General features: G+C 69.5%; 21 protein-coding genes. 11 read left to right on the forward strand and 10 right to left on the reverse strand.

The genetic code is table 11. The annotated features are described in order from the left end of the window. The first annotated feature begins 107 nt into the window (after nt 1-107). From oxlT to BM396_RS13900, 3 genes are all read left to right on the forward strand, one after another. The gene (gene oxlT / locus BM396_RS13890; RefSeq protein WP_043353715.1) at nt 108-1,394 is read left to right on the forward strand and encodes an oxalate/formate MFS antiporter; all 1,287 of its coding nucleotides are present in this window, start codon (nt 108-110) and stop codon (nt 1,392-1,394) included. A 146-nt stretch (nt 1,395-1,540) separates the two neighbouring features. Next, nucleotides 1,541-3,286, forward strand: a complete 1,746-nt coding sequence (gene oxc, locus BM396_RS13895; RefSeq protein WP_051976031.1) for an oxalyl-CoA decarboxylase — start codon at nt 1,541-1,543, stop codon at nt 3,284-3,286. A 310-nt stretch (nt 3,287-3,596) separates the two neighbouring features. Next, entirely contained in the window at nt 3,597-4,292 is a 696-nt protein-coding gene (locus tag BM396_RS13900) for an alpha/beta hydrolase (RefSeq protein ID WP_043381672.1), read from the forward strand. Nucleotides 4,293-4,295: 3 nt separating this feature from the next. Here BM396_RS13900 and BM396_RS13905 read toward each other — a convergent pair whose 3' ends face one another. The 3 genes from BM396_RS13905 to BM396_RS13915 form a co-directional block, all read right to left on the reverse strand. Beyond that, on the reverse strand, nt 4,296-5,474 hold the full coding sequence (locus BM396_RS13905; protein ID WP_043381675.1) for an HPP family protein: 1,179 nt from the start codon (nt 5,472-5,474) through the stop codon (nt 4,296-4,298). A gap of 83 nt (nt 5,475-5,557) precedes the next feature. Then, entirely contained in the window at nt 5,558-6,808 is a 1,251-nt protein-coding gene (frc, locus tag BM396_RS13910; protein ID WP_043353710.1) for a formyl-CoA transferase, read from the reverse strand. 55 nt (nt 6,809-6,863) lie between these two features. After that, complete coding sequence (locus BM396_RS13915) at nt 6,864-7,322, reverse strand: PAS domain-containing protein (protein ID WP_043381816.1); 459 nt, start codon at nt 7,320-7,322, stop codon at nt 6,864-6,866. Between the two features lie 210 nt (nt 7,323-7,532). On the opposite strand from BM396_RS13915, the gene BM396_RS32185 reads away from it, so the two are divergent. Together BM396_RS32185 and BM396_RS13920 are read left to right on the forward strand one after the other, a co-directional pair. After that, nucleotides 7,533-7,847, forward strand: a complete 315-nt coding sequence (locus tag BM396_RS32185) for a hypothetical protein (protein WP_139239491.1) — start codon at nt 7,533-7,535, stop codon at nt 7,845-7,847. A 391-nt stretch (nt 7,848-8,238) separates the two neighbouring features. After that, entirely contained in the window at nt 8,239-9,480 is a 1,242-nt protein-coding gene (locus tag BM396_RS13920) for a KpsE/RkpR family capsule polysaccharide export protein (protein WP_043381678.1), read from the forward strand. 48 nt (nt 9,481-9,528) lie between these two features. Here the strand turns inward: BM396_RS13920 and BM396_RS13925 are convergent, their stop codons facing one another. Further along, entirely contained in the window at nt 9,529-10,110 is a 582-nt protein-coding gene (locus BM396_RS13925) for a hypothetical protein (protein WP_043381681.1), read from the reverse strand. Between the two features lie 214 nt (nt 10,111-10,324). Between BM396_RS13925 and flhA the strand changes: the two genes are divergently transcribed. Continuing rightward, nucleotides 10,325-12,472 (forward strand): flagellar biosynthesis protein FlhA, encoded by a 2,148-nt coding sequence (gene flhA, locus BM396_RS13930; protein WP_043350527.1) that lies wholly within the window; start codon nt 10,325-10,327, stop codon nt 12,470-12,472. Nucleotides 12,473-12,700: 228 nt separating this feature from the next. Here flhA and BM396_RS13935 read toward each other — a convergent pair whose 3' ends face one another. The 3 genes from BM396_RS13935 to fliI all read right to left on the reverse strand — a co-directional run bounded on the left by BM396_RS13935 (nt 12,701) and on the right by fliI (nt 15,828). Beyond that, nucleotides 12,701-13,774, reverse strand: a complete 1,074-nt coding sequence (locus BM396_RS13935; RefSeq protein WP_043350518.1) for a lysylphosphatidylglycerol synthase domain-containing protein — start codon at nt 13,772-13,774, stop codon at nt 12,701-12,703. Between the two features lie 143 nt (nt 13,775-13,917). Next, nucleotides 13,918-14,325: a flagellar export protein FliJ gene (fliJ, locus tag BM396_RS13940; RefSeq protein WP_012322462.1), complete on the reverse strand. Its 408-nt coding sequence runs from the start codon at nt 14,323-14,325 to the stop codon at nt 13,918-13,920. Between the two features lie 150 nt (nt 14,326-14,475). After that, on the reverse strand, nt 14,476-15,828 hold the full coding sequence (gene fliI, locus BM396_RS13945) for a flagellar protein export ATPase FliI (RefSeq protein WP_043381683.1): 1,353 nt from the start codon (nt 15,826-15,828) through the stop codon (nt 14,476-14,478). A gap of 419 nt (nt 15,829-16,247) precedes the next feature. Here fliI and BM396_RS13950 point away from each other — a divergent pair, with 419 nt between their 5' ends. After that, nucleotides 16,248-16,949, forward strand: a complete 702-nt coding sequence (locus tag BM396_RS13950) for a response regulator transcription factor CtrA (RefSeq protein ID WP_010683835.1) — start codon at nt 16,248-16,250, stop codon at nt 16,947-16,949. 178 nt (nt 16,950-17,127) lie between these two features. Here the strand turns inward: BM396_RS13950 and BM396_RS13955 are convergent, their stop codons facing one another. Beyond that, a complete protein-coding gene (locus BM396_RS13955; RefSeq protein WP_051044778.1) occupies nt 17,128-17,895 on the reverse strand; it encodes a trypsin-like serine protease in 768 nt (255 codons plus the stop codon). 119 nt (nt 17,896-18,014) lie between these two features. Continuing rightward, nucleotides 18,015-19,412 carry a cysteine--tRNA ligase gene (gene cysS / locus BM396_RS13960; RefSeq protein ID WP_043381819.1) on the reverse strand — a complete coding sequence of 466 codons (1,398 nt, stop codon included), beginning with the start codon at nt 19,410-19,412 and terminating at the stop codon, nt 18,015-18,017. 310 nt (nt 19,413-19,722) lie between these two features. Between cysS and BM396_RS13965 the strand changes: the two genes are divergently transcribed. Continuing rightward, nucleotides 19,723-20,070, forward strand: coding sequence for a hypothetical protein (locus tag BM396_RS13965; protein ID WP_043350520.1), 348 nt, complete (start codon nt 19,723-19,725; stop codon nt 20,068-20,070). 37 nt (nt 20,071-20,107) lie between these two features. Here BM396_RS13965 and BM396_RS13970 read toward each other — a convergent pair whose 3' ends face one another. Beyond that, entirely contained in the window at nt 20,108-20,620 is a 513-nt protein-coding gene (locus tag BM396_RS13970) for a CreA family protein (protein ID WP_043381686.1), read from the reverse strand. A 159-nt stretch (nt 20,621-20,779) separates the two neighbouring features. Here BM396_RS13970 and BM396_RS13975 point away from each other — a divergent pair, with 159 nt between their 5' ends. The 3 genes from BM396_RS13975 (at nt 20,780) to BM396_RS13985 (ending at nt 25,037) form a co-directional block, all read left to right on the forward strand. After that, nucleotides 20,780-21,832, forward strand: a complete 1,053-nt coding sequence (locus BM396_RS13975; protein WP_043381688.1) for a DUF2865 domain-containing protein — start codon at nt 20,780-20,782, stop codon at nt 21,830-21,832. 78 nt (nt 21,833-21,910) lie between these two features. Next, nucleotides 21,911-24,049 carry an OmpA family protein gene (locus BM396_RS13980; RefSeq protein WP_043381691.1) on the forward strand — a complete coding sequence of 713 codons (2,139 nt, stop codon included), beginning with the start codon at nt 21,911-21,913 and terminating at the stop codon, nt 24,047-24,049. Nucleotides 24,050-24,260: 211 nt separating this feature from the next. Continuing rightward, on the forward strand, nt 24,261-25,037 hold the full coding sequence (locus BM396_RS13985; protein WP_043381694.1) for a class I SAM-dependent methyltransferase: 777 nt from the start codon (nt 24,261-24,263) through the stop codon (nt 25,035-25,037). Nucleotides 25,038-25,057 lie beyond the last annotated feature (20 nt).

The raw sequence follows: 25,057 nt of genomic DNA on the forward strand, positions 1-25,057 counted from the left end.
CCGTCTCAGGCTGGTATATTGCATACCTAGAACGGATGTGCATGATCGTCGGTGCACGAGAGACGCCGCCACAGCAAGGCCGCGCCGCCCAAGAGAGAGGCTCAGGGATGGAACGCCAGGATTCGCCGTCGGCGAAATGGTGGCAGCTCGCCTTCGGCGTGATCTGCATGGCCATGATCGCCAACCTCCAATACGGTTGGACGTTGTTCGTGGACCCGATCGACCAGCGCTACCACTGGGGACGCGCAGCGATCCAGCTCGCCTTCACGCTGTTCGTCGCCACCGAGACGTGGCTGGTCCCGGTCGAGGCGTGGTTCGTCGACCGCTACGGCCCGAAGATTGTGGTCGCGTTCGGCGGCGTGATGATCGCCCTCGCCTGGACGATCAACGCCTACGCCGACAGCCTAGCGATGCTCTATCTCGGCGCCGTCATCGCCGGCATCGGTGCGGGCTCGGTCTACGGCACCTGCGTGGGCAACGCGCTCAAGTGGTTCCCGCATCGCCGCGGCCTCGCCGCCGGTGCCACCGCGGCCGGCTTCGGCGCGGGTGCCGCCATCACGGTGGTGCCGATCGCCCGTATGATCGCGTCGAGCGGTTACCAGGACGCCTTCCTGTATTTCGGCATCGGTCAGGGCGCCGTGGTCCTCGCGCTCGCCTTCCTGCTGCGCAAGCCGTCGACCAACTCGCCGGTCCAGCGCAAGAGCACCCGCCTGCCGCAGACCAAGGTCGACCGCAGCCCCCGCGAGGCGGTGCGCACCCCGGTCTTCTGGGTGATGTACGCCATGTTCGTGATGGTCGCCTCCGGCGGCCTGATGGCGGCGGCGCAGATCGCCCCGATCGCCCACGACTTCCAGGTGGCGGGCGTGCCGGTGAGCCTGTTCGGCCTCCAGATGGCGGCGCTGACGCTGGCGATCTCGCTCGACCGGATCTTCGACGGGTTCGGGCGGCCGTTCTTCGGCTACGTCTCCGACAACATCGGCCGCGAGAACACGATGTTCATCGCCTTCTCGACGGCGGCGCTGGCGGTGATCGTGCTGCTGACCTACGGTCACATCCCGATGGTCTTCGTGCTGGCCACCGCGGTGTATTTCGGGGTGTTCGGCGAGATCTACTCGCTGTTCCCGGCAACCTGCGGCGACACGTTCGGCTCCAAGTACGCCGCCAGCAATGCCGGCCTGCTCTACACCGCCAAGGGCACCGCGGCGTTCCTCGTGCCCTTCGCCAGCCTCCTGTCGGCGGCCTACGGCTGGTCGGCGGTGTTCACGCTGATCATCGTGCTCAACGTGACGGCGGCGGCGATGGCGATGTTCGTCCTGCGCCCGATGCGGGCCCGCTACCTCGCCGCGGAGGAGCATCCCGCGGCGCTCGGCGCCCATCCGATCCGGGCGGCCTGAGCGGCCCCCGCCCCACGACGTCGCCCGAGCGACGCCCAGCCTTCACGGATCTCCCGCCCTCCCCTCCTCCGGGAGCGTGGGGGATCCCCCGCCAGCCGGCGCCCAGAGCCGCCCGTACCGATACCGATCCTCCGGGAGAAACCGTGATGACCGCACTCGCCAAGATCGTCCACACCGCCCCCGAGGTCGAGGCAGAGCCCGAGCTGACCGACGGCTTCCACCTCGTCATCGACGCGCTCAAGCTCAACGGCATCGAGACGATCTACGGTGTCCCGGGCATCCCGATCACCGATCTCGGCCGCATGGCCCAGGCCGAGGGGATGCGGGTGATCTCGTTCCGCCACGAGCAGCACGCCGGCAACGCCGCGGCGATCGCGGGCTTCCTTACCCAGAAGCCGGGCATCTGCCTCACGGTCTCGGCCCCGGGCTTCCTGAACGGCCTGACCGCCCTCGCCAACGCCACCACCAATTGCTTTCCGATGATCCTGATCTCGGGTTCCTCCGAGCGCGAGATCGTCGACCTGCAGCAGGGCGACTATGAGGAGATGGACCAGCTCGCCATCGCCAAGCCCCTGTGCAAGGCGGCCTTCCGGGTTCTGCATGCGGCCGATATCGGCATCGGCGTCGCCCGCGCCATCCGCGCCGCCTGCTCGGGCCGGCCGGGCGGCGTCTACCTGGACCTGCCCGCCAAGCTGTTCTCCCAGGTGATGGACGCCGAGGCCGGCCAGAAGTCGCTGGTCAAGGTGATCGATCCGGCCCCGGCCCAGCACCCCGCCCCCGAGGCGATCGCCCGGGCGCTCGACGTCCTGAAATCCGCCAAGCGGCCGCTGATCGTGCTCGGCAAGGGCGCCGCCTACGCCCAGGCCGACGCGGCGATCCGCAGCCTCGTGGAGACCAGCGGCATCCCCTACGTGCCGATGAGCATGGCCAAGGGCCTCCTGCCCGACACCCACCCGCTCTCGGCCGGCGCGGCGCGCTCGACGGCGCTGAAGGACTCGGACGTGGTGCTGCTGATCGGCGCCCGGCTGAACTGGCTGCTGTCGCACGGCAAGGGCAAGAGCTGGGGCGAGCCCGGTTCGACCAAGTTCATCCAGATCGACATCGAACCCCGCGAGATGGATTCGAACGTCGAGATCGTCGCGCCGGTGGTCGGCGACATCGCGTCCTGCGTGCAGGCGCTGCTCGACGGCATGGGCCAGGGCTGGCAGCAGCCTCCCTCCGACTGGATCGAGACGCTCAGGACCAAGCGCGAGGCGAACGTCGCCAAGATGGCGCCGAAGCTCATGAGCAACGCCTCGCCGATGAACTTCCACGCGGCGCTCGGTGCGCTCCGCACCATCGTCAAGGAGCGGCCGGACGCGATCCTGGTCAACGAGGGCGCCAACACCCTCGACCTCGCCCGGGGCATCATCGACATGTACCAGCCGCGCAAGCGCCTGGATGTCGGCACCTGGGGCATCATGGGCATCGGCATGGGCTTCGCGGTCGCGGCGGCGGTCGAAACCAGCAAGCCGGTCCTGTGCGTCGAAGGCGACAGCGCCTTCGGCTTTTCCGGCATGGAGGTCGAGACCATCTGCCGGTACGGGCTCCCGGTCTGCATCGTCGTGTTCAACAACAACGGCATCTACCGCGGCACCGACACGGATCCGACCGGCCGCGATCCCGCCACGACGGTGTTCGTGCCGGATTCCCGCTACGACAAGATGATGGAAGCCTTCGGTGGCGTCGGCTACCACGTCACCACGCCGGACGAGCTGACCCGCGCGGTCAACGAGGCGATGAACTCGGGCCGCCCGGCTCTGGTCAACGCCGTCATCGACCCGGCGGCCGGAAGCGAGAGCGGCAACATCGGCAGCCTCAACCCGCAAAGCGGCATCAAGAAGAAGAAGTGAGGGCGGCGGGCCCCTGAAGCCCGCAACCGGGATGTCTGCACGCCGGCCGGATCGCTCAGCGGTCCGGCCGTTCATGACTGCGCGGCACGCTTCGAGGCCGAGCCGCGGGTCCCCTCTCCCGTGCGGGAGAGGGACAGGGTGAGGGAACAGGTCCGTCCGGAAAGGGCGCGATCGGGACGCGCCTCAATGACGTGCTCGTCCTGAGAGTTCTCGCCCCTCACCCCAGCCCACTCCCGCACGGGAGAGGGAGTCTGGCGCCGCTGGCAAGCCACACAACGCGAATCCAACACCGATCCGACGAGTTCCTGCGATGATCGATCCCGACCTCGCCGGCCGCCTGCACTTTCGCCACCGACTGCCCGGCGGCGAACCCCTTCCGCCGGGCAGGCATGACCTCAGCCTCTTCGCCGAGCGCGACGCGGTGCTGGTGGTTCCCGAGGGCCTCGATCCGCGCCGGCCCTGCCCGCTCGTGGTTCTGTTCCACGGCGGCGGCGGCAGTGCCGAGCGCATCCTGCCGATGCTGGAGGCGCATGCCCGCGCAGCGCGCTTCCTGCTCCTCGTACCGCAATCCCTGTTCCCGACCTGGGACATCGTCATCGCCGGCCACGGGCCTGACCGCGAGAGGGTCGCGGCGGCACTGGCGCACGTGGCGGACCGGTTTTTGCTCGATCCGGGGCGGCTCTGCTTCGCCGGCCATTCCGACGGTGGAAGCTACACCCTCTCGCTGGGGCTCGCGAACGGCGATGTGGCGAGCCACCTGATCGTCTCGTCGGCCGGATTCCTGTCGGTCCATCTGCAGGTCGGCGCACCGCGCATCTTCCTGTCGCACGGGACGCAGGATGAGCAGATCCCGATCGACCGGAGCGCCCGGATCCACGTGCCGACGCTGCGCGAGGCCGGCTATCCGGTCACCTATGTCGAGTATGACGGGCCGCACGCCCATCAGCCGGCCGTGGTGGCCCAGGCAGTGGACTTCTTCTTGAGCGATCCGCCCGACGGCGTGTGAGCGTCAGGCCAGAGCGGTACGGGCCGAGGCGCGGGCGCGGATCGGCGCCTCGGGCGCGTCGGCTTCGGACAACAGCGCCGGGATGAGGTCCGTCTGCGAGACGATCCCGACCAGACGGCCGTCGGCGTCGACCACCGGCAGGTGGTGCAGCCCCGCCTCCGACATCCGCGGCACCAGCACGGCGATGGGTGTGTCGGGGCCGACGGGCTCGACCGCGCTCATGATGTCGGCGGCGCAGCCATGGGGTGCGCGGCCCCGCTCGGCCGTGAGCCGCAGGCGGCGGCCGAGGCCGAGGCGCGGCCCGGACCGGTCCCAGGCGGCCTTGTCGAGGAGATCCGTCTGCGTGACGATGCCGAGGACGCGTGCCCCCTCGTCGGTCACCGGAAGCGCCTTGATCCGGTGCCTGCGCAGCAGCCGCAACGCCTCGGCCAGCGGCGCGTCCGGCGCCACCGCGATCACGTCGCGCGACATGATCGCCGCGCAGGTGATCGGACTCGAGAGGCGGCCGTAGACCCGCATCTGCACGCGCCGCAGGATCTGCTCCAGGTCGCTGCGGTCGACGTCGAGGAGCTGGTCGAAATCCTCCAGCGCGGCGTCGAGGTCCGAGGCCCGGAAGCCCACCCGGGCGCCGGAGGGCGGATCGGCCGTTCTCGGACCCGCCGGGCGCAGATGCGGGTAGGCGCGCCCCGTCAGGTTGTTGAACAGCAGGGCGGTCGTCAGCAGCAGCAGCGAATTGGCCGCGACCGGCCAGAGCACGAAGCCGTAGCCCAGCTCGCGGATCGCCGGGCCGCCGAGAACGGCCGTTAGCGCTACGGCTCCGCTCGGCGGGTGCAGGCAGCGCAGGGCCATCATCAGGGCGATCGCAACCCCGATGGCGCAGGATGCCGCCACGAACGGATCGGCGATCCACGCCCCCGCCGTGACGCCCACGAGTGCCGCCACGATGTTGCCGCCGAGGATCGACCACGGCTGCGCCAGGGGGCTCGCGGGCACGGCGAAGAGCAGCACCGCCGAGGCGCCCATCGGGGCGATCAGGACAGGCAGCGCCTCGGAGCCCAGGGCGGCGCGGCAGACGAGGCCGGTCGCCAGGATGCCCGCCAGGGCACCGGCGGCGGAGCGCAGGCGCTCACGCTTGCTGATCGGGGTCAGCTCCGGCAGGAAACGGCTCAGGAATGCGCGCATCGGATCCGGGGCTCGCACATGAAAAGGACGGCGCTGGGGGAGCGCCGTCCTGTCTCAGGAACGCTGAGGTCGGGCGCTGTCTATCAGACCGCGCGAGCCTCGTGCATCGCCCGGATCTGCTCCGGCGAGTAACCGAGGTCTGCGAGCACCTCATCGGTGTGCTCGCCGAGCAGCGGCGACGCCTTCACCTCGACCTTCATGTCGGAGAACTTGATCGGGCTACCGACGGTCAGGTACTTGCCGAGCTTCGGGTGCGCCACCTCGACGACGGTGCCGCTCTCGCGCAGGGACTTGTCCTCGGCGATCTCCTTCATCGACAGCACCGGCGCGCAGGGGATGTCGTAGGTGCGCAGGATGTCCACCGCCTCGAACTTGGTCTTGTCGGCGAGCCACTCCTCGATCGTCTTGAAGATGTCGAAGATCTTGTCCTGGCGCGCCCGGGCGGTGTTGTAGCCCGGATCGGTGATCCACTCCTCCTTGCCGAGCGCCTTGCAGATCGGCGCCCAGGCATGACCTTGGATCGTGAAGTAGATGTAGGCGTTCGGGTCGGTCTCCCAGCCCTTGCACTTCAGCACCCAGCCCGGCTGGCCGCCGCCGCCGGCGTTGCCGCCCCGCGGCACCACATCGGAGAACTCGCCGTGGGGGTACTGCGGGTACTCCTCGAGGTAGCCGAGGGCGTCGAGGCGCTGCTGGTCGCGCAGCTTCACGCGGCAGAGGTTGATCACCGAGTCCTGCATCGACACGGCGACCTTCTGGCCCTTGCCGGTCTTGTTCTTCTGGTGAAGCGCCGTGAGGATGCCGATGGCGAGGTGCATGCCGGTGTTGGAGTCACCCAGCGCGGCTGCGCTGACGGTGGGCGGCCCGTCCCAGAAGCCCGTGGTCGAGGCGGCACCGCCCGCGCACTGGGCGACGTTCTCGTAGACCTTCAGGTCCTCATAGTGGTGGCCGTCCGAGAAGCCCTTCACCGAGGCGAGGATCATGCCCGGGTTCAGCTCCTGGATGCGGGCCCAGGAGAAGCCCATCCGGTCGAGGGCACCGGGGCCGAAATTCTCGACCATGACGTCGGAGTCTTGAATGAGCTTCTCGAGGACTTCCTTGCCGGCCTGGGTCTTGGTGTCGAGGGTGAGCGAGCGCTTGTTGGAGTTCAGCATCGTGAAGTAGAGCGCGTCTGCGTCCTCGACGTGGCGCAGCTGGGTCCGGGTCACGTCGCCGGCGCCGGGACGCTCGACCTTGATCACGTCGGCGCCGAACCAGGCGAGCAGCTGCGTGCAGGCCGGGCCGGCCTGGACGTGCGTGAAGTCGATGATCTTGATGCCTTCCAGCGGCTTGCTCATGGGGCGTTCTCCCTGTGCGGTTTGGTGATCGGGACCTTCGGATCGTCCGGCGGGCTCATGGCGCCCGGCGGGCCGGATCCGAGGAAGCTTCGAGTTCGGCCACGCGTTGGCGCAGGCGCTTCTCTTCGGCCCAGCGCTCGGTCTCGTCGCGGATCACGGCGACGATCCCGGTCACCCGGTCGGAGGCGTCCCGCACCATCCCCACCGTGAAGGCGATGGAGAGCTGGCGGCCGTCCTTGTGGAGCGCCGGCACCCTCAGGGTCTCCGCCCCGTAGCGGGTGACGCCGGTGCGCATGGTCTTGGCATAGCCGTCCCAGTGGCGGCGCCGGTGCCGCTCGGGGGTAATCAGATCGAGACTGTGCCCCAGCGCCTCGGCGGCGCTGAAGCCGAAGATGCGCTCGGCGGCGGCGTTCCAGACGGTGATGGCGCCGTCCGGATCGGACACCACCACGGCGTCTCCGATAGCCCTGACGAAGTCGGCGAGATCGGAACCGTTACGCTCCGCCTGCGCCAAGCCCGTCACCGGCGACATCCGGCCAACGGGCCAGGGATGAGGCGGATTGCAGAAGTCCGAAGCTGCGTCATCCGCGGCCACCCTCCCTGAACGTCGCCCGAAAGAGCGGCGTTAAAATTCCAGTCCGGTCTTGCTAAGGAACCGTGACCAGCCCTTTCGTTGGTATTTGGTATGCCAAATGGGGAATTCCGTCAACGCCTGCGGTGACAGGTGGAACTTTTCTTCAACTCGATGCCGCGAGACGCGGCCCCTGACGGAATGCCGGCGGGCGGTCTCGACACGGGCCGAGCAGCCCGGCATTTCGCCCTGGGCCTTCCGAACGCGATCGCTTTCGACACGCCGATGATCGCCACTCAGGATTTCGGGCTCCGGGCTCAACGATCAGGTATGCCCACCGATATCGAATGTCTTATCCGAATGTTGGCACTGCGACTTACTCTTGTCGCCTCGATGACGATTTCAATCTCGGACCGAAACAATTTATGGATCGTCACGCCGAATGATTTCCGTATCGGCTTTTATTGAGAGCCGATTATAAGCGACGGGATCGCCGCCGGCGCGTCATAGATCCGGGGCCTTTCTACAGGTGTTCCGCGGCGAGATCGCCTTGAGTGGGGCTTGGTGTGACTCCGACAGAACGCGGGCACCCCCATGGCCACGCATTCCGCGAGGACGACCGGGCGGCTGGATCCGGCAGACTGCCTCCGGCCCAACAGCGATGTGGTCATCGACGGCACGCACGGATTCCATCGGACCAGGCCGCGCCGCGACACGCGCGGAGGCGACGCCGAGGCATCCATAACGACATGCTTTTGCCGTCTCCCCGTGCGAGAGGCGATCGGCGTGCGGATTGCGGCGCGGTCATGATCCCGGTGACGGGTCGACCTTCTAGGCCGGGAGGGCCGGGAATCAGACCATGAATATGGAGATCCGGAAGGCAGAGGGACAGCCGGTTACGTCTGCCGACCGTCAACAGGCGGTCACTGAGTCGCTTCGGCAGATCGCGCGCATGTCGCGCTTCGCCGATCGCAAGAAGGGGATCCGGTCCTATCAGGTCCAGACCAAGAACGACCCCTGGATCCCGGTTCTGTTCGTGCTCTGTTTCATCCTGCCGGCCTTGGCCGGTGCCGTCTATTACGGCTTGATCGCGTCCAATCGCTACGTCACCGAAGCACGCTTCGCGATCCGACCGGCTCTCGGCTCGTCCGACAAGACATCCTCCGAAACCGGGGGAACCGCTTCCGGCACGTCGAACCAGATGGTGGCGCAGGATACACAGATCACGCGCGAGTTCATCCTCAGCCGGCCGATGCTGGAGATCCTTGAGGGGCAGCTGCCGCTGCGCCAGTGGTTCAGCAGCGATTCGATCGATTACTTTTCACGGTTCGATCCCGAAAAGCCGATCGAGAAGTTCGTCCGCTATTGGAAGCGGCGCGTCGGCGTCGAGGTCGAAGGCGGCTCCGGGATCATGTCCGTCACGGTCGAGGCCTTCGATCCGGAGCAATCGCTTGCCATTGCCAAGGCCGTCATGAAGGAGGCCGAGCGCAAGGTGAACGACCTCAGCGTCAAGTCGCGCGAGGACGCCGTGGCGGAGAGCGCGCGCGAACTCCGTCTTGCCGAAGAGCGCATGACCAAGATCCGCCTCGCCATGCGCGACCTGCGCAACCGCGAAGGTGTGCTGGACGCCCAGAAGACGAATGACATCAATATCAAGATGATCGCGGAGCTGCGGGCATCCCGCATCAACCTCGCGGTCCAGCTCGCGATCGGCCAGCGCGACCTCGGTCCCGATTCGCGCCGGATCATGGATCTCAAGCAGCAGATCAAGGATATCGACGACAACATCGCCCGGATCGAGCGGCAATCCGCCAGCCAGGATCCCGATCAGAAGCGGCTGCTGTCCGACGCGTTGACGCGGTTCGAGATCCTGGAGAACGACCGGAAGAACGCCGAGAAATATTACCAGCAAGTGCTGACCGCCTACGAGCGCGCCCGCATCATCTCGGCCCGGCAGATCGAGTTCTTCAGCCCGATCGTCGAGCCCGTGAAAGCGGAATCGTCGACCGAACCGCGGCGGCTCCTGATGATCGGCCTGATCATGGCGGGCGCCGGAATCCTGTTCGGAGCCTCGATGTTCGCTCGTAAGATGATGACCTGACCCACGCCCGCCCCGCGGAGTTGCCCGGGGCGGATACGTATCCTCGCCTCAGCGGGTGGACCGGGCGGCCGGGCCGATCGTACCGCCGGTCCAGCCCTGTGCCCGCCAATCCTCGGCGCGCTCGTCGATGTCGATCGAACCGGCTTGATCCAGAATGGCGAGGACGCGTTCGCCCCGCGACTCGTCGGCCCGAACGGTGACCAGAGTGCCGCCCCGTCGCACGCCTTCCGCATAGGTCTCGGCTTCGTCGGCGCTGAGACCCGCCGCCGTCAGGCCGCCGATCAGGCCTCCGGCCGCGGCGCCGACCCCGGCGCCCGTGACGGCGGCCACGAGCCAGCCCGCCGCGACCACCGGTCCGAGCCCGGGGATGGCCAGCAGCCCGAGGCCGGCGAGCAGCCCCGCGCCACCGCCCAACACCGTCCCGACCGTCGCCCCGGTGCCCGCCGACTCCGCCGCGTCCGACGGGTGGGGCACGGCGGAACCGGGCGCGTGCGGTTCAGCGGGTGAGTCGGGGCGGTTCGCGACAATGCTGATCTCGGCATGGGGGATGCCGGCAGCTTCCAGCCGGTCCACCGCGTCTGCAGCGGCCTCGTATCGGTCGAACAGGGCGGTCAAGATGCGGACGGCCATCGGATCCTCCCGGACATACCCGGGTCGGAGCCCGGAGACGTGGCGACATCGCGGAAAGCCCGCAAAGGGCTCGGACGGGTCCTCATCAAGCGCTTGCGGCAGCCCCGGTTCCCGGCACCGCCCGCCACATCTTAACGCCGCGCTAACCATCCACCCGGCAGATCTTGCCGAGTCCCCCCGGCCCGTCCGGGGGGAACGGTGACGGATGGAATCGATGGCAGAAGCGGCGAGCGCGCCGGCACAGGCGGGCGTCACGACGGTCCTCGGCCAGCTCACATTGCCGACGCGCGGCGACCTCCACGCGCTGTCCAAGCGGTCGGACCTGCTGTTCGCCACAGGCGTGCTGGGGATCCTGGCGGTCCTCATCTTCCCGCTGCCGGCAGTCCTGCTCGACCTGCTCCTGGCGGTCTCGATCATCATGTCGGTGCTGATCATGATGACCGGCCTGTCCATCGACAACCCGCTGGAATTTACCGTTTTCCCGACGTTGCTGCTCATCGCCACGATGCTGCGGCTCGCCCTGAATCTCGCCTCGACCCGCCTGATCCTCGGGCACGGACACGAGGGCACCGCCGCCGCGGGTCACGTCATCGAGGCGTTCGGCCATTTCGTCATGGGCGGCAACTTCGTGATCGGGATCATCGTGTTCGCGATCCTGATCATCGTGAACTTCGTGGTGATCACGAAGGGCTCGGGCCGCATCGCCGAGGTCGCGGCCCGCTTCACCCTCGACGCGATGCCCGGAAAGCAGATGGCCATCGACGCCGATCTCTCGGCCGGCCTCATCGACGAGAAGGCCGCGAAGGCCCGGCGGGCAGCGCTGGAAGAGGAATCGTCGTTCTTCGGCGCCATGGACGGCGCCTCGAAATTCGTCCGCGGCGACGCCGTGGCGGCCCTGCTGATCACCTTCATCAACGTCGTCGGCGGCATCATCATCGGGGTGGCGCAGCAGGGCATGAGCTTCGGCGACGCCGCCAAGAGCTACACGCTGCTGACCATCGGCGACGGTCTCGCGAGCCAGGTCCCGGCCCTGATCGTCTCGACGGCGGCGGGCCTGCTGGTCTCCAAGGCCGGTGTGCGGGGCGCGGCCGACAAGGCCCTCGGCAAGCAGCTCGCCCATTACCCCAAGGCGCTGGGCATGTCGGCGGCCGTGATGCTGCTGATCGCGCTCCTGCCCGGCATGCCGATGCTGCCCTTCGTGCTGCTCGGCGGCGGCGCCGGCTACGCCGCGTGGCGCATCAACAAGACCGCCAAGCTGGCCCCGCCCCTCGACGCCCAGGGCGTACCGATGGATGCGGCCGCGGTGGCGGCCGCGGCCGCCCCCAAGGAGGAGACGGTCACCGACCTCCTGAAGCTCGACGACCTCAAGCTGGAGATGGGCTACGCGCTCCTGGCGCTCGTCAACGGCGAAGGTCAGGACCGGCTCACCGACCAGATCAAGGCCCTGCGCCGCCAGCTCGCGGCGGAACTGGGCTTCGTGATGCCGTCGGTGCGCATCCTCGACAACGTCCAGCTCGACGCCAACGCCTACGTGGTGCGGGTGAAGGAGATCGAGGCCGGCACCGGCCGGATCTTCCCCGGTCAGTTCATGGCGATGGATCCGATGGGCGGCCAGGTCCAGCTGCCGGGCCAACACATGCTGGAGCCGACCTTCGGCCTGCCGGCCACCTGGATCGACGCGGCCCTGCGCGACCAAGCCCAATTGAAGGGCTACACCGTGGTGGATGCCGCAACCGTGGTGTCGACCCATCTCACCGAGGTCATCAAGGCCCACGTCTCCGAGCTCCTCAACCACGTCGAGGTCTCGAAGCTGCTGCGCGAGCTGTCCAAGGAGCACGCCGATCTGCTGAAGGAGATCGTCCCCTCGCAGATCTCGACCACCGGCATCCAGCGCGTGCTGCAGTTCCTGCTCGCCGAACGGGTCTCGATCCGCGATCTCGGCGCGATCGTGGAGGCGATCGCCGAAGTGGCGGGCGGGGTGAAGAACCCCCGGGACGTGGTCGAGCACGTCCGCGCCAGACTCGGCCGGCAGATCTGCGCGCAGTACCAGGACCAGAACGGGATGCTGCCGATCATCACCCTCTCGCCGGCCTGGGAGCAGGCGTTCATGGAATCGATCGTGGGCGAGCGCGACGAGCGCTACCTCGCGATGCAGCCCTCGAAGCTCAGCGAGTTCGTCAATGCGGTGCGCGACCGCTTCGAGATGGCGGCGCGCCAGGGCGAGATGCCGGTCCTCGTGACCTCGGCGCAGACGCGGCCGTTCGTCCGCTCGATCATCGAGCGCTTCCGCCGGGAGACACCGGTGATGAGCCAGGCCGAGATCCATCCGCGGGCGCGTCTGCGGACGGTGAATTCGATCTGAGCGCAGACGCTCCCTCGCGACCGGACGGATCGCGGCCCCTGGATGTCGGCGTCGGGCTCCGGAACGCCCGGCGGATCATCGCCTCAGGCCGAACGCGGGAGCCCGTTGCACCCCGCGCGGAGACCGGCCTCAGAAGGGTGAGGCTCGCACGACAGGGCTTCGTGCGCCGGCTTCCCAGACCGGACGCGAGCCGCGACGGCGCCCCCTGAAGGAATTCCCTAGGGCGAGTCAGATCGCCTTCTGCTTGAGCTCCCGCTCCATCTCATGGGCGTCGAGGCCAGGGGCAGTGACCGGCGGTTCCGGCACGACGGTCGCTTTCGGTCCGTTCGCTGGGGTGCCGATCGCCGCGGCCAGACGCGAGCGTTCGAATGCGATCACCACGATCACCGAGATCAGCGCCGGAAGCCAGAAATAGAAGACGCGGAACACCAGCAGCGCGGCGACGACGGCGTTCTTACGCGCCTCGTCGGTCTCCGCGATGTTCATGGCGGTGAGGAAGACGATCTCGAAGACGCCGAGGCCACCGGGCGCGTGCGAGGCGAGCGCCACCGAGAAGGAGGCCAGGAAGATCGCGAGGACAGGGATGAAGCCCGGATTGACCGCGTCCGGCAGGGCAAAATAGATGATCCCGGCCGCCCCCAGAAGCTCGAGCGGTGCCGCCGCGAGCTGGCGCAGCATGATCCCCGGGCGCGGGTATTCGAGCTTGAATTTCCGCAGGCTGATCGGCGGCAGCCGCAGAAGCGAACCGGCGACGTAGAGGGCGACGAAAGCCAGCATCCCGATGCCGACGGCGACGGCCGTACTGGGATTGGTCAGAATCGCCGGGAGCTTGTCCTGCAGGCGGGCCAGCAGATGCGGATCGTAAACCAGCGTGAAGCCGCCGAGCAGCACCGTCCCGAGGAAGAACGTGAAGGAGCAGAGCGCCACCAGCACGGCGACCTGCGCCGCCGACAGGCCCTTGGCCGTATAGGCGCGATAGCGGACCAGGGCGCCGGAGAAGACCGAGGCGCCGATATTGTGCGAGAGGGCGTAGGTCGTGAAGGAGCAGAGCGAGACGAACAGCCACGAGATGTGGCGCACGCCCAGATGCAGGAGGGCGATCCGGTCGTACCAGGCGAGCGCCGCATAGGCGACCAGGGTCGAGAAGGCCGCCAGCAGGATCCGGTGCGGCGGGATCGCGAGCACCGCGGCCCAGATCGCCGAGAGCGAGGTGGTCTTCAATTCCTGATAGAGGAAGTAGCCCGATACCACGACGGCCGCGAGGCCAATCATGGGCCAGATAAACTCGCTGATCTTCTTCATGAACACCGACGCCCTGGGGAGAGCCCCTGATGCGCCGGCACGCGACGCGCTGCAAGCGGCATGTCACCGCCGCGATCCCCCTTGTCAGGTGATCGTGACGGTTTCGTGCCGCGGGAGCCTGCCGATCGGTCCGTCGGCCGGGCTCAGCCCCGGGCGCGGTTCAGGCCGATCCCGTCCATGGCGGCTTGGTCCCGAGCCGATTCGGCCGCGCGCTCGGCGGTCCGCTCGCGGTCGTTCAGGATCTCGACCTTCTTCAGTTCCTCGAAAGCCTCGCCCAGCTCGGCCTTCGCCTCGGCGAGCTGACCCTCGAGAGCCTGGGCGGACTGAATCATGTTGTCCCGGCGCGTCGCCGCCGCGCGGGCATAGGTCGGGTAGGCGAAGTGACCGACATCGGTGATTCCGGCCCGGGCCTCCTCGACGGCGACCTCGCGATCGAGCTCCACCGCCATGCGCTGGAAGTCGGCCATCATCATCTCGATCTGGGTCACGCGCCGGCGCTTCTCATCGACCTGGAAGCGGCGCAGGCGGATCAGCGTGTCACGCGATTTCATTAGGACGCTCACTCCACGCAACGCTTGAGGCCGCGCCCGGGATCACGCCCGGACAGTGCCCATGTGCGAGCCTGCCCACGGCAGCCTCGCCCGGATCCCCCACCTGCACCATGTGGTTCGCCGAAGCGTCGCCGCCCCGAGGCATGGTGCCTAGGCCCCGCCGATGATCTCGGTGAGCCGTGCGTAACCATCGCCGATGGACGTTGCTTCTTCCTTACCCTGCCCCAGAAAAGCCTCAAGATACGGCATGAGCGCCACGGCCTCGTCGACCTCCTGGGAGGAGCCGGCCCGGTAGGCGCCAAGGCGGATCAACTCCTCCATATCGGCATAGGTGGACAGCACCCGCCGCGCCCGCCGGACCACCGGCAGATAGGCCGGATCGCACGAGCGCGGCATGGTCCGCGAGACCGAGCGCAACACGTTGATCGCCGGATAGCGCCCGCGCTCCGCGATGGCGCGCTCCATGACGATGTGACCGTCGAGGATGCCGCGCACCGCGTCGGCCACGGGCTCGTTGTGGTCGTCGCCCTCGACCAGGACGGTGAACAGGGCCGAGATCGTCCCCTGCCCCACGCCGGGGCCGGCCCGCTCGAGCAGGCGCGGCAGCTCCGAGAAGACGGTCGGCGTATAGCCCTTGGCGGTCGGCGGCTCGCCGGCGGCAAGGCCGATGTCGCGCTGGGCCATGGCGAATCGTGTGATCGAGTCGATCATGCACAGGACCTTGGCGCCCCGGTCGCGAAAATACTCGGCCACCGATAGGGTCATGTAGGCCGCGTTCCGGCGCATCAGCGCCGGCTCGTCGGATGTCGCCACCACCACGATCGAGCGGGCGAGGCCGGCGGCTCCGAGGTCGTCCTGAAGAAATTCCTGGACCTCGCGGCCGCGCTCGCCCACGAGGCCGATCACCGCCACGTCGGCGGCGGTGTAGCGGGCCAGCATCGACAGCAGCACCGACTTGCCGACGCCGGACCCGGCGAAGATGCCCATCCGCTGGCCGGCGCACATCGTCAGGAAGGTGTTGATGCACCGGACGCCGAGATCCAGCGGCCCGCCCACCCGCGTGCGGGCGTGGGCGGGCGGCGGGTCCGCGCGCAGGGGATAGACGTCGGGCCCGTGCGCCAGGGGGCCGAGCCCGTCGACCGGCCGCCCGAGGGCGTCGATCACCCGGCCGAGCCATGCGTCGGACGGCCGGATCGCGCCGGCCGATTCGTCGCGGACGTAGGCGGGGCAGCCGCGCCGCACGCCCTCGAGCGAGCCGAACGGCATGGCGAGCGCCCGGTCGCCCTGGAAGCCGATGACCTCGCAGGGCACCAGCCCGTGGCCGTTGGCGCCCTCGACATCGACCCGTCCCCCGAGCCGCATCGCCGCCACCGGCCCGGCGACCTCGACCAGCAGGCCGCGGATCGCCACGACCCGGCCGAACGTCTCCAGCACCTCGATCCGCTCCAGGGCGGCCTGCGCCGACGCGAGGGAAGCTACGGATCTTGCCGGATCCTGTGTCATCGGCCTGGCTCTCAACGCTTCGTTTACCGGCCTCCTTAACACTGCGGGTCACGGGCTCGTAGCGGCTCGATCCGGGTGGCGGCTTCGGCCGCGCCCGACGAAGTCGTACCGGTGTGTCCCATGGACAACAGCGGGGATCGGATCGTTGCGGAGGAAGTACTTACGCCGAAGGGGGCGAGCGGCCTGGACGCGGGCGGATCGGAATCGGGGTCGGGGCGAGACCGGGGAAACGCTGTTTCTCCTGTCAAGCTCGCGGAACTTCGAACGAGACGCTTGCGGGCAGGAATCAGGTTTTGTTAACGATTAATCCATAGCGTTCCACGTCAAGAGCGACGGAGCGCCCGTCCACAGGCCGGTGGCGGGCGAACGATAGGGACGTGTCTGCGCGCTGATGCGGCCGGCGGGGCTGGGGACCGACGATGCGGGTACTTTTGATCGAGGACGACAGCGCGACCGCGCAGAGCATCGAGCTGATGCTCAAGTCCGAGAATTTCAACACCTACACCACCGACCTCGGGGAAGAAGGTGTCGATCTCGGTAAGCTCTACGACTACGACATCATCCTCCTCGATCTGAACCTGCCCGACATGTCGGGTTACGAGGTGCTGCGCTCGCTGCGCGTGGCGAAGGTGAAGACGCCGATCCTGATCCTCTCCGGCATGGCCGGCATCGAGGACAAGGTGAAGGGTCTGGGCTTCGGCGCCGACGACTACCTCACCAAGCCGTTCCACAAGGACGAGCTGGTGGCGCGCATCCACGCCATCGTGCGCCGCTCGAAGGGCCACGCCCAGTCGGTCATCACCACCGGCGACCTGATCGTGAACCTCGATCAGAAGACCGTCGAGGTCGGCGGCGCCCGGGTGCATCTGACCGGCAAGGAGTACCAAATGCTGGAACTCCTCTCGCTGCGGAAGGGCACGACGCTCACCAAGGAGATGTTCCTCAACCATCTCTACGGCGGCATGGACGAGCCCGAGCTCAAGATCATCGACGTGTTCATCTGCAAGCTGCGCAAGAAGCTCGCCAATGCCAGCCAGGGCAAGAACTACATCGAGACCGTGTGGGGCCGCGGCTACGTGCTGCGCGAGCCGATGGACGGCGAGGAGCGCATGGCGGTCTAACCCGCCCGGCGCATCGTCTTCCGAAAAACCCCGTGCGGCCAGGCCGCGCGGGGTTTTCGCGTTTCGAAGGGGCTCCTCCGCGACGGCATCGCCGACGCAGCGCAGGGACATCGGGCCCCGCGCGACCGTGGCGGGCGTGGCGCAGGCCGGAGCTTCCGGCTTGCGATGGACGCTACGCTCAGCGCATCCCGGTCGCGGAGAAGACCTGTGCGGCCGGCGCGATCACCACGTAGCCGCCGCAGGGCGCGGCCCGGCTGATCACCGCACTGGCCACGCCCCAGATGTAGGTGCCGCGACGATCCTGCGCGACGACCGGGCCACCGGAATCACCGAAGCAGACCCGGGCGCCGTTGGCCCGGGCGATGGTGAGCCCGGTATTGCTGGCCGCGATCGGCGTCAGCGTGGCGGTGCGCAGGCGTCCGACGGTGCGGCCGGACAGGCCGGCGCCAGCGATCCGCAGGCTCTTCGGGACCCGCCCGGGATCCGCCGCCAGCGGCACGGGCCGCCGGTCGCGCACCGGCTCGGTCAGGCGGAGCACCGCGAGATCGAGGGAGAGGTCGGAGAGGCTGACGCCCGACGCCTCGTTCGGCAGCATCTCCCCCGGATCGGGACTGTAGCGGGCGGCGACCCGCGCCCCGTAGACCGGCCGCGCCGGCTCGCTGCCGCGGAAGAAGACCACCAGCGCGCCGAGCGGATCGCCGTTCACGCAATGGGCCGCCGTCAGCACGAGATCCGGAGCGATGAGCACACCGCTACAGCGGGTCAGGCGCAGAGCCTCCTCGGGCTGGGTGATCGTGCCGATCGCGACGGTGGCCTGCGCCAGGGCATCCCGCCCCGCGGCCGCCCCGCCGTCGATGGCGAAAGCCGGCCCCGACAGCCCCAATCCGAATGCCAGGGCCGATGCGGCGGCGGCGCAGCGCGCCCCGATGGTCGCGAAGATGGTCACGTGCTGCTCTTCCCCGGCGCGAGCCCCCGGACCACAGATGCCGCGCACGCCGCATCGCGCAAGCGGGCGCGAGGACGCGGCCGCCGTGACATCCGTGACGTCGGCGGCCGGCTCAGCAATCAGCGCGCCACCGTCCAGGCGGTGGTGCCGTCCTTGTTGTCCTTCACGGCGACGCCCATCGCGGCGAGGGCATCGCGCGCCCGGTCGGAGGCGGCCCAGTCTTTCGCGGCCCGCGCGGCGCGGCGCTCGGCGATCAGCGCCTCGACCGCCGCGACGTCCACGCCGGACGCCGCAACCTGCGCCTGCTCGCGGTCGCTGCGGGTGCTGGCGAGGAAACCGAGGAGGTTCGCACCGGCGCGCAACGCGCCGGGCTGCGTCTCCGCGCTGCTCGCGAGCCGGTGCAGCTCGTTGATCGCCGCCGGCGTGTTGAGGTCGTCGCAGAGGGCCTCGACCACCCCGGCGGGGACGTCGGACGCGGCGGGCGCATCGCCGGCGGCATTGTACCAGCGGTCGAGCACGCGGCTCGATTCCTCCAGGCCGCGCAAGGTCCAGTCGATCGGCTGCCGGTACTGGGTCTTGAGCATGGTGAGGCGCACGACCTCGCCCGGCCAGTCGTTCAGCACGTCGCGGATGGTGATGAAGTTGCCGAGCGACTTCGACATCTTTTCCCCCTCCACCTGGAGGAAGCCGTTGTGCAGCCAGACGTTGGCCATGACCGGCGTTCCGAAGCAGCAGCGCGACTGCGCCACCTCGTTCTCGTGGTGGGGGAAGATCAGGTCGATGCCGCCCGCGTGGATGTCGAAGGTCCGGCCGAGATGCTTGGCCGACATCGCCGAGCACTCGATGTGCCAGCCCGGCCGCCCCGCCGCCGCGATCCCCGCGGGCGACGGCCAGGACGGCTCGCCGGGCTTCGCGGGCTTCCACAGGACGAAATCGAGGGGCGAGCGCTTGTAGGGGGCGACCTCGACCCGGGCGCCCGCCTCCATCTCGTCGAGGGGCCGTTTCGACAGGCCGCCGTAATCCGGCATCGACGGGACGTCGAACAGCACGTGGTCCTCCGCCACGTAGGCGTGGCCGGCCCGGACCAGCGCCTCGATCATCGTCACCATCTCGGCGATGTGATCCGTGGCGCGGGGCTCGACGAAGCGGGGCCGCTCGCCTGGCACGTTGACGTCCTCCGGCATGAGCACGCCGAGATCGCGCACGTCGCGGTGGAACTGCGCCAGCGTCCCGTCGGTGAGTTCGCGGATGGTGATGCCGCGCTCGGCCGCCCGGGCGTTGATCTTGTCGTCCACGTCGGTGACGTTGCGCGCGTAGGTGACGTGCCCCGGCCCGTAGAGGTGGCGCAGCAGCCGGAACAGCAGGTCGAAGACGATGATCGGCCGGGCATTGCCGATATGGGCGGCGTCGTAGACGGTCGGGCCGCAGGCGTAGAGGCGGACATGCTGCGGATCGATCGGCGCAAAGGCTTCCTTGGCGCCGGTCAGCGTGTTGTAGAGCCGCAACATCGGCGCCATGAAACCCATCCCCATTCCGGCGCCGCGGCCTGATCCCGGCGCCGCGCCGGCGCCGGAAAACCGGCCCTGCCGTCAACGACCTGCGGGCCCCGCGCGGCGAAGAACGGCCGAAACGTGGCGGATCCGGAAGGCCCGCCACGGCACCCTGTTGCATCGCGGCGACGGCGCGGCCCGCGCGATGGGGCTAACCCAAAAGCGTGAGGAATTCGAGATGGCCTGCGCGCCCTGCACGTAAGGCTTCCTTAACCGCGCCGTCGGACCGTCCGGGGCACGATCCTCACGCCACAGATCCTGTGCCCAAGGACAATTCATGCGACGCTCGGCCGCCGGTTCCCTCGCCCTCGTCACCGTTCTTGCCTGCGCAGGCCTGACGCATGTCGCGCTGGCCGGCACCGACGGCGAGACGCCTGCGAAGGCGCCCGCCCGTGTCGAGAAGACCTTCCTGATCCCGTCAAGCGACGGCTACGGCGTCGGCGAATGCCTGACCACGCCGGGCAGCGCCTGCGGCCAAGTCGTCGCCAACGCGTGGTGCGAGGCGCAGGGCTACGCGGCCGCCAATTCCTACGGCGTGGCCGCCGCCGACGAATATACCGGCGCGATCAGCCAGCCGGTCCCGACGCCGTCCGAGCGCCCGATCCGGATCACCTGCCAGGACTGAGCCGGCCAGGGCCGGCCCAGTCGGCAGGGCGCTCCGCTCACTTCATGAAGTCGGCGCATCTCTGCGCCGGTTCGGTGCCCCAGGGCGCCAGCGGCACGGCCGAGGTCGAGTTCTTGGGCGAGCCCTGGATGACCTTGTCCGAATAGACCATGTAGATCAGCGTATTGCGCTTCGCGTCGCAGCCGCGGACGATCTGCATCGACTTGAAGATCAGCGACCGACGCTCGCTGAACACGACTTCACCCTGGCTGAGCTTGCCCTTGAAGGCGATCGGCCCGGTCTGCCGGCAGGCCAGCGAGATGTCCGAGACGTCCTCGGCGAGGCCCAGCGTGCCCTTGATCCCGCCCTTCTCGGGCTGGGTGTACCAACAGGCTACCCCCGAGACTGCCGGATCGTCCACGCCGTAGACCACGAGCTTGTCGTTGGGGGTCAGCGGCCGCCAGACCGTCGACTTGTCGAAAATGCGATCCGGCTCCTGCGCCGAGGCCGGACCGGCTGCGGCCAAGCCCACGGCCAACAGCCCGACATAGGTGAGACTCCGAAACAACATCACTGGCCAATTCCCCCTCACGCTTGCCGGCCGGATGTAGGAGGGGTGTCGCGGTCTTGCGAGGGGGCGTAGAATGGCTCCGCTTCGGTTCCGAAGCGCGGATGCGCGCGGGCCTGGATTCTCCGGATCGCCGCGCACCCGATCAACGCGATGCAGCCTATGCCTCACCGCCCGATCGTCCGTACGTTCGGCCGCCTCGTCCTGAGCGCGGCCATAGCCCTCGGACTGTCCTATCCCTTCGCCACCGCCGCGCGCGCGCAGGACGCGGCTCCCAGCCCGCCGCCGACCGAGGCACGGCCGGCGCCGCAACTACCGTCGCCCCAGTGCCGGCGGTACCGGGCGGAGCTGGCCTCGCTCCAGACCGGCGCCAGCACGACGCGCGCCCTGAACGACGAGATCGGGCGGCTCGAGGCCTATTTCCGCGGCCTCAACTGCGAGGGCGGCAAGTTCCTGTTCTTCGACACGCGACCGCCGCAATGCGGGGCGGTGGAGCAGCGGATCCGCGCCCTCAAGGCCACCTATGGCGGCGCCGTGATCGACGACAGCGGCGCCCGGAAGCGTGAGCTCCAGGGGCTCGTGGCCTCCACCTGCCCGCCGCGCGAGACCTATGCCGGCTCCGGCGAGGCCTATGCCCGGGGCGGCCCGCAGACGGTCTGCGTGCGCACCTGCGACGGCGGTTTCTTCCCCCTGAAGAACCTGCCCGAGGGACGCGGCGGTGCCGACGAGATGTGCCAGGCCCTGTGCCCGGGGACCGAGGCACAGGCCTATTCGATGCCGTATGGCGACGATGCCCTGAAGCACGCCGCCACGGTGAAAGGCAGCCGCGCCTATGCGAGCCTCGCCAACGCCTTCAAGTTTCGCAAGGAATTCGTTCCGAACTGCTCGTGCAAGCCGGAGGGCAAGAGCTGGGCCCAGTCCCTGGTGAAGGCCGAGAGCATGCTGGTCCGGCACAAGGGCGACATCTTCGTCACGCCGATGCAGGCCGAGGCGCTGTCCCGGCCGAAGGTGCGCCTCACCCTGGTGGGACGGGCCGACCGGACCGCGGCCGAACTCGCCGCCGATGTGGCCGGTCGCGCCGGGGTCGACACGAAGGCTGGCCTGACACCGGTGGAACCCGGAAAGGCCGAGCCGGCGGCGGCGAAACCCGATCACGTTGCCGTGCGCATCATCGCGCCGGACGTCGTCGCTGTCCCCAAGCGCCTCACGCCCTGAGACCTCCCCCGCCCGCGCGCGGGGGAACCAAATGCCGCGTTCCGGGTTCGGGTCGGCCTGAACCGACATGGGACCGCGATGCGTCTGCTCCGCCTGATCCTCCTCACCGGCACGGTGCTGCCGGCCCTCACGCTCATGCAGCCCGCCGGAGCCGAGCCGGGCCGGTTCCACCTCGCACAAGGTGGACCGGAGGAGCGCGGCCCCCGCGGCGGCGAGCCGCCACACGGCGGACCGCGCCCGGAGCGGCCGCCGCAGGAGCGGCCCGGCCCGCAGCCGGGTCCGCCGGCTGGACGTGAACGCCCCGAGCCCCGACCGGAGCCCCGACCGGAGCGCGCCGCGCCGCCGCCGCGCGAGCGGCCGGAACCGCCGGCCCAGCGTGCACCGCAGGCTGAGCAGCCTCAGCGGGAGCGCGGGCCCGAGCGCCGTCCCGAGCCGCCGGCATCGCGCCCTCCGGCACAGGAGCGGCAGCAGGAGCGCCAGGATCGGCAGCAGGAGCGCCAAGAGCGGCAGCAGGAGCAGCGCCAGCCGGATCAGCGCCAGCAGGAGCGCCGGGAGCAGCAGCCAGATCGTCCGGATCGCGGGCCTCAGGACCGCGCAGCCCCCGGGCGGCCCGGCCCGGAGCGGCAACAGGCGCCGGATCGGGACCAGGGTCCTGCTCCTCAGCCGAAGCCGGAGCGGCCGCCGGCACCGCCGCAGCAGCGTCAGGCACCGGACCGGGATCGCACGGCCCCGGAGACGCCCCCGAACCGTCCCGCACAGCGCGACGCCACACCCGACCGTGGGCCTCCCGGCCAGCGACCGGCCGGTCAAGGCGGCCCCGATGCGCGCCCGCAGGCGCCCAATGCGACGCCGGACGGGCCCGGCAGACCGTCCCAGCGTCTGGATGCCCAGCCCGAGAACCGTCCGCAGCCGAATACCGGCCCGGGCGCAGAGCCCGGCCGGCCGGGCTCGCCCAACACGGCTCCGGGGGTCCCGGGGCGGCCGTTCCAGCCTCAGGGAGGCCAACCCGAAGGGCGCGGGCAGCCCCAGCCGAACGGCGCGCCCGGCGCCGAGCCGGGACGACCGCTCCCGCCCAACATGGCCCCGGGCGTCCCGGGCCGCCCGTTCGTGCCGCCGGGACAGGGCGCGGCGCCAGGACAGGCTCCGCCCCCCGGAGGCGTGCCGCCGGGACAGCCGCCGGTGGGTGGCCCCGGCCGGCCGGTAGATCCCGGCCCCGGTGCCTTCAACCGGCCGGGCCAGCCGGGCTACGTCCCCGGCGGCTTCCGGCAGAACGACACGGTGCGCGATTTCGAGCAGGTCCGCAGCGACCGCCGCGAATTCGTCGAGGATGGCCGGACCTACTATCGGGAGCCGGGCCGCATCATCGTGCGGGATCGCGACAGCTACCTGATCCGCCACGACGAGAACGAGCGCTTCCGCGACCTCGACCCGCGCGGCTACCGGTTCGAGCGTCGGGGCGCCGAATTCTACAGCTACGTCGCGTGGTCCGGCGGCGGCCAGATCGTCACCGTCACCGACGATGACGGCCGGCTGCTGCGCCGCTACAGCCGCTACCCCGACGGCCGGGAGGTCGTCCTGATCGACAACAGCTATTCCGGTCCGCTGCGCCCGATCTACGAGGACGTGGTGGCGCTGCCGCCGCCCGATATCCGAATCCCGCGGGACCGCTACATCGTGGACTACGCCCAGGCCGACGAGGCGGAGGTCTACGAGGCGCTGACGGCACCGCCGGTTGTCCCTGTCGAACGCCGCTACACCCTCGATCAGATCCGCTACAGCCCGGACCTCCGCGCCCGTCTGCGCTCGGTCGACATCAACACGATCACCTTCGATACCGGCTCGTTCACCGTGACGCCGGATCAGGCGGCCAAGCTGTCGGTGATCGCCGCGGCCATGAACCGCGCGATCCAGGCCAATCCGCGGGAGGTCTTCCTGATCGAGGGCTTCACCGACGCGGTCGGCTCCGACATCGACAATCTCTCGCTGTCGGATCGGCGTGCCCAATCGGTGGCGACCGTGCTCACGGAGCAATTCCGGGTGCCGCCGGGCAATCTCACCACCCAGGGCTACGGCGAGCAGTATCTCAAGGTGAACACGCAGGGCCCATCCCGGGAGAACCGCCGTGTCGTGGTCCAGCGGATCACGCCTCTGCTGCAGCAGGGTCCGGATCAGGGACAGGCAGCGCCTCCGCCTCCGTCGGCGCAGCCGCCGCGCTGAGTCGATCGCCGCGCAGATTTGCCCTGCGCGGCGATCGACGGTCCGGGGCGCTGCCCTGCCTCGGGGCAGGTGGCAGAGGTGGACGGGAGGCGGCCCGGTCGGACGGAACGGCGTGGTGCTGATCCTGGGCAGCCTGTACGGTCGCCTCTGATCGTCGCCCTGCGGCTGTGCCACCGCCCGCCGCGCGCGATCCGAACCAGGAGATCCGCCCATGAGCGCGCGCAGCCACGCCCGACATGTCGTCGACCAGTTCGGCGCGCAGGCCTCCGCCTACGTGACCAGCGCCGTACACGCGGCGGGCGCCGACCTCGACCGGATCGGCGTTCTGATGCGCGCGCGGCCGGGTGCCCAGGTCCTCGACCTCGGCTGCGGCGGCGGCCATGTCGCCTTCACGGCCGCCGCCGCCGGCGCCGCCGTCACGGCCTACGATCTTTCGGCTGACATGCTGGCAGCGGTCTCCGCCGAGGCGTCCCGGCGGGGTCTCGACCGGATCGAAACCCGGCAGGGCGGCGCCGAGACCCTGCCCTTCCCGGACGCGATCTTCGACGCGGTGCTGACCCGCTACAGCGCCCACCACTGGCGCGACGTCCCGGCGGCGCTGGCCGAGGCGCGGCGGGTGCTGCGGGCAGACGGCCTGCTCGTCGTCAGCGATATCGTCGCTCCGGAGGATCCGCTGCTCGACACGCACCTGCAGGCCGTGGAGCTGCTGCGCGACCCCTCGCACGTGCGCGACTACCGGGTTTCGGAATGGCGCGCCCTTTTGGAAGCGGCCGGGTTCGAGCCCGGCGCCGTGATGGCGAGCCGGCCGCGCATGGACTTCGCCAGCTGGATCGCCCGGATGCGCACGCCGGAGATCCATGTCGCGGCGATCCGCGCCCTCCAGGCTGCGGCGCCCGCCGAAGTCACCGCCCATTTCGGCATCGAAGCCGATGGCAGTTTCCTGCTCGACGCCGCACTGATCGAGGCGACCCTGAGGCTTGGCCGTTGAACGGTCGCGGACACATCCCC

Origin of the sequence: Methylobacterium sp. UNCCL125 (genome assembly GCF_900116795.1) — a bacterium.
GTDB lineage: Bacteria > Pseudomonadota > Alphaproteobacteria > Rhizobiales > Beijerinckiaceae > Methylobacterium > Methylobacterium fujisawaense.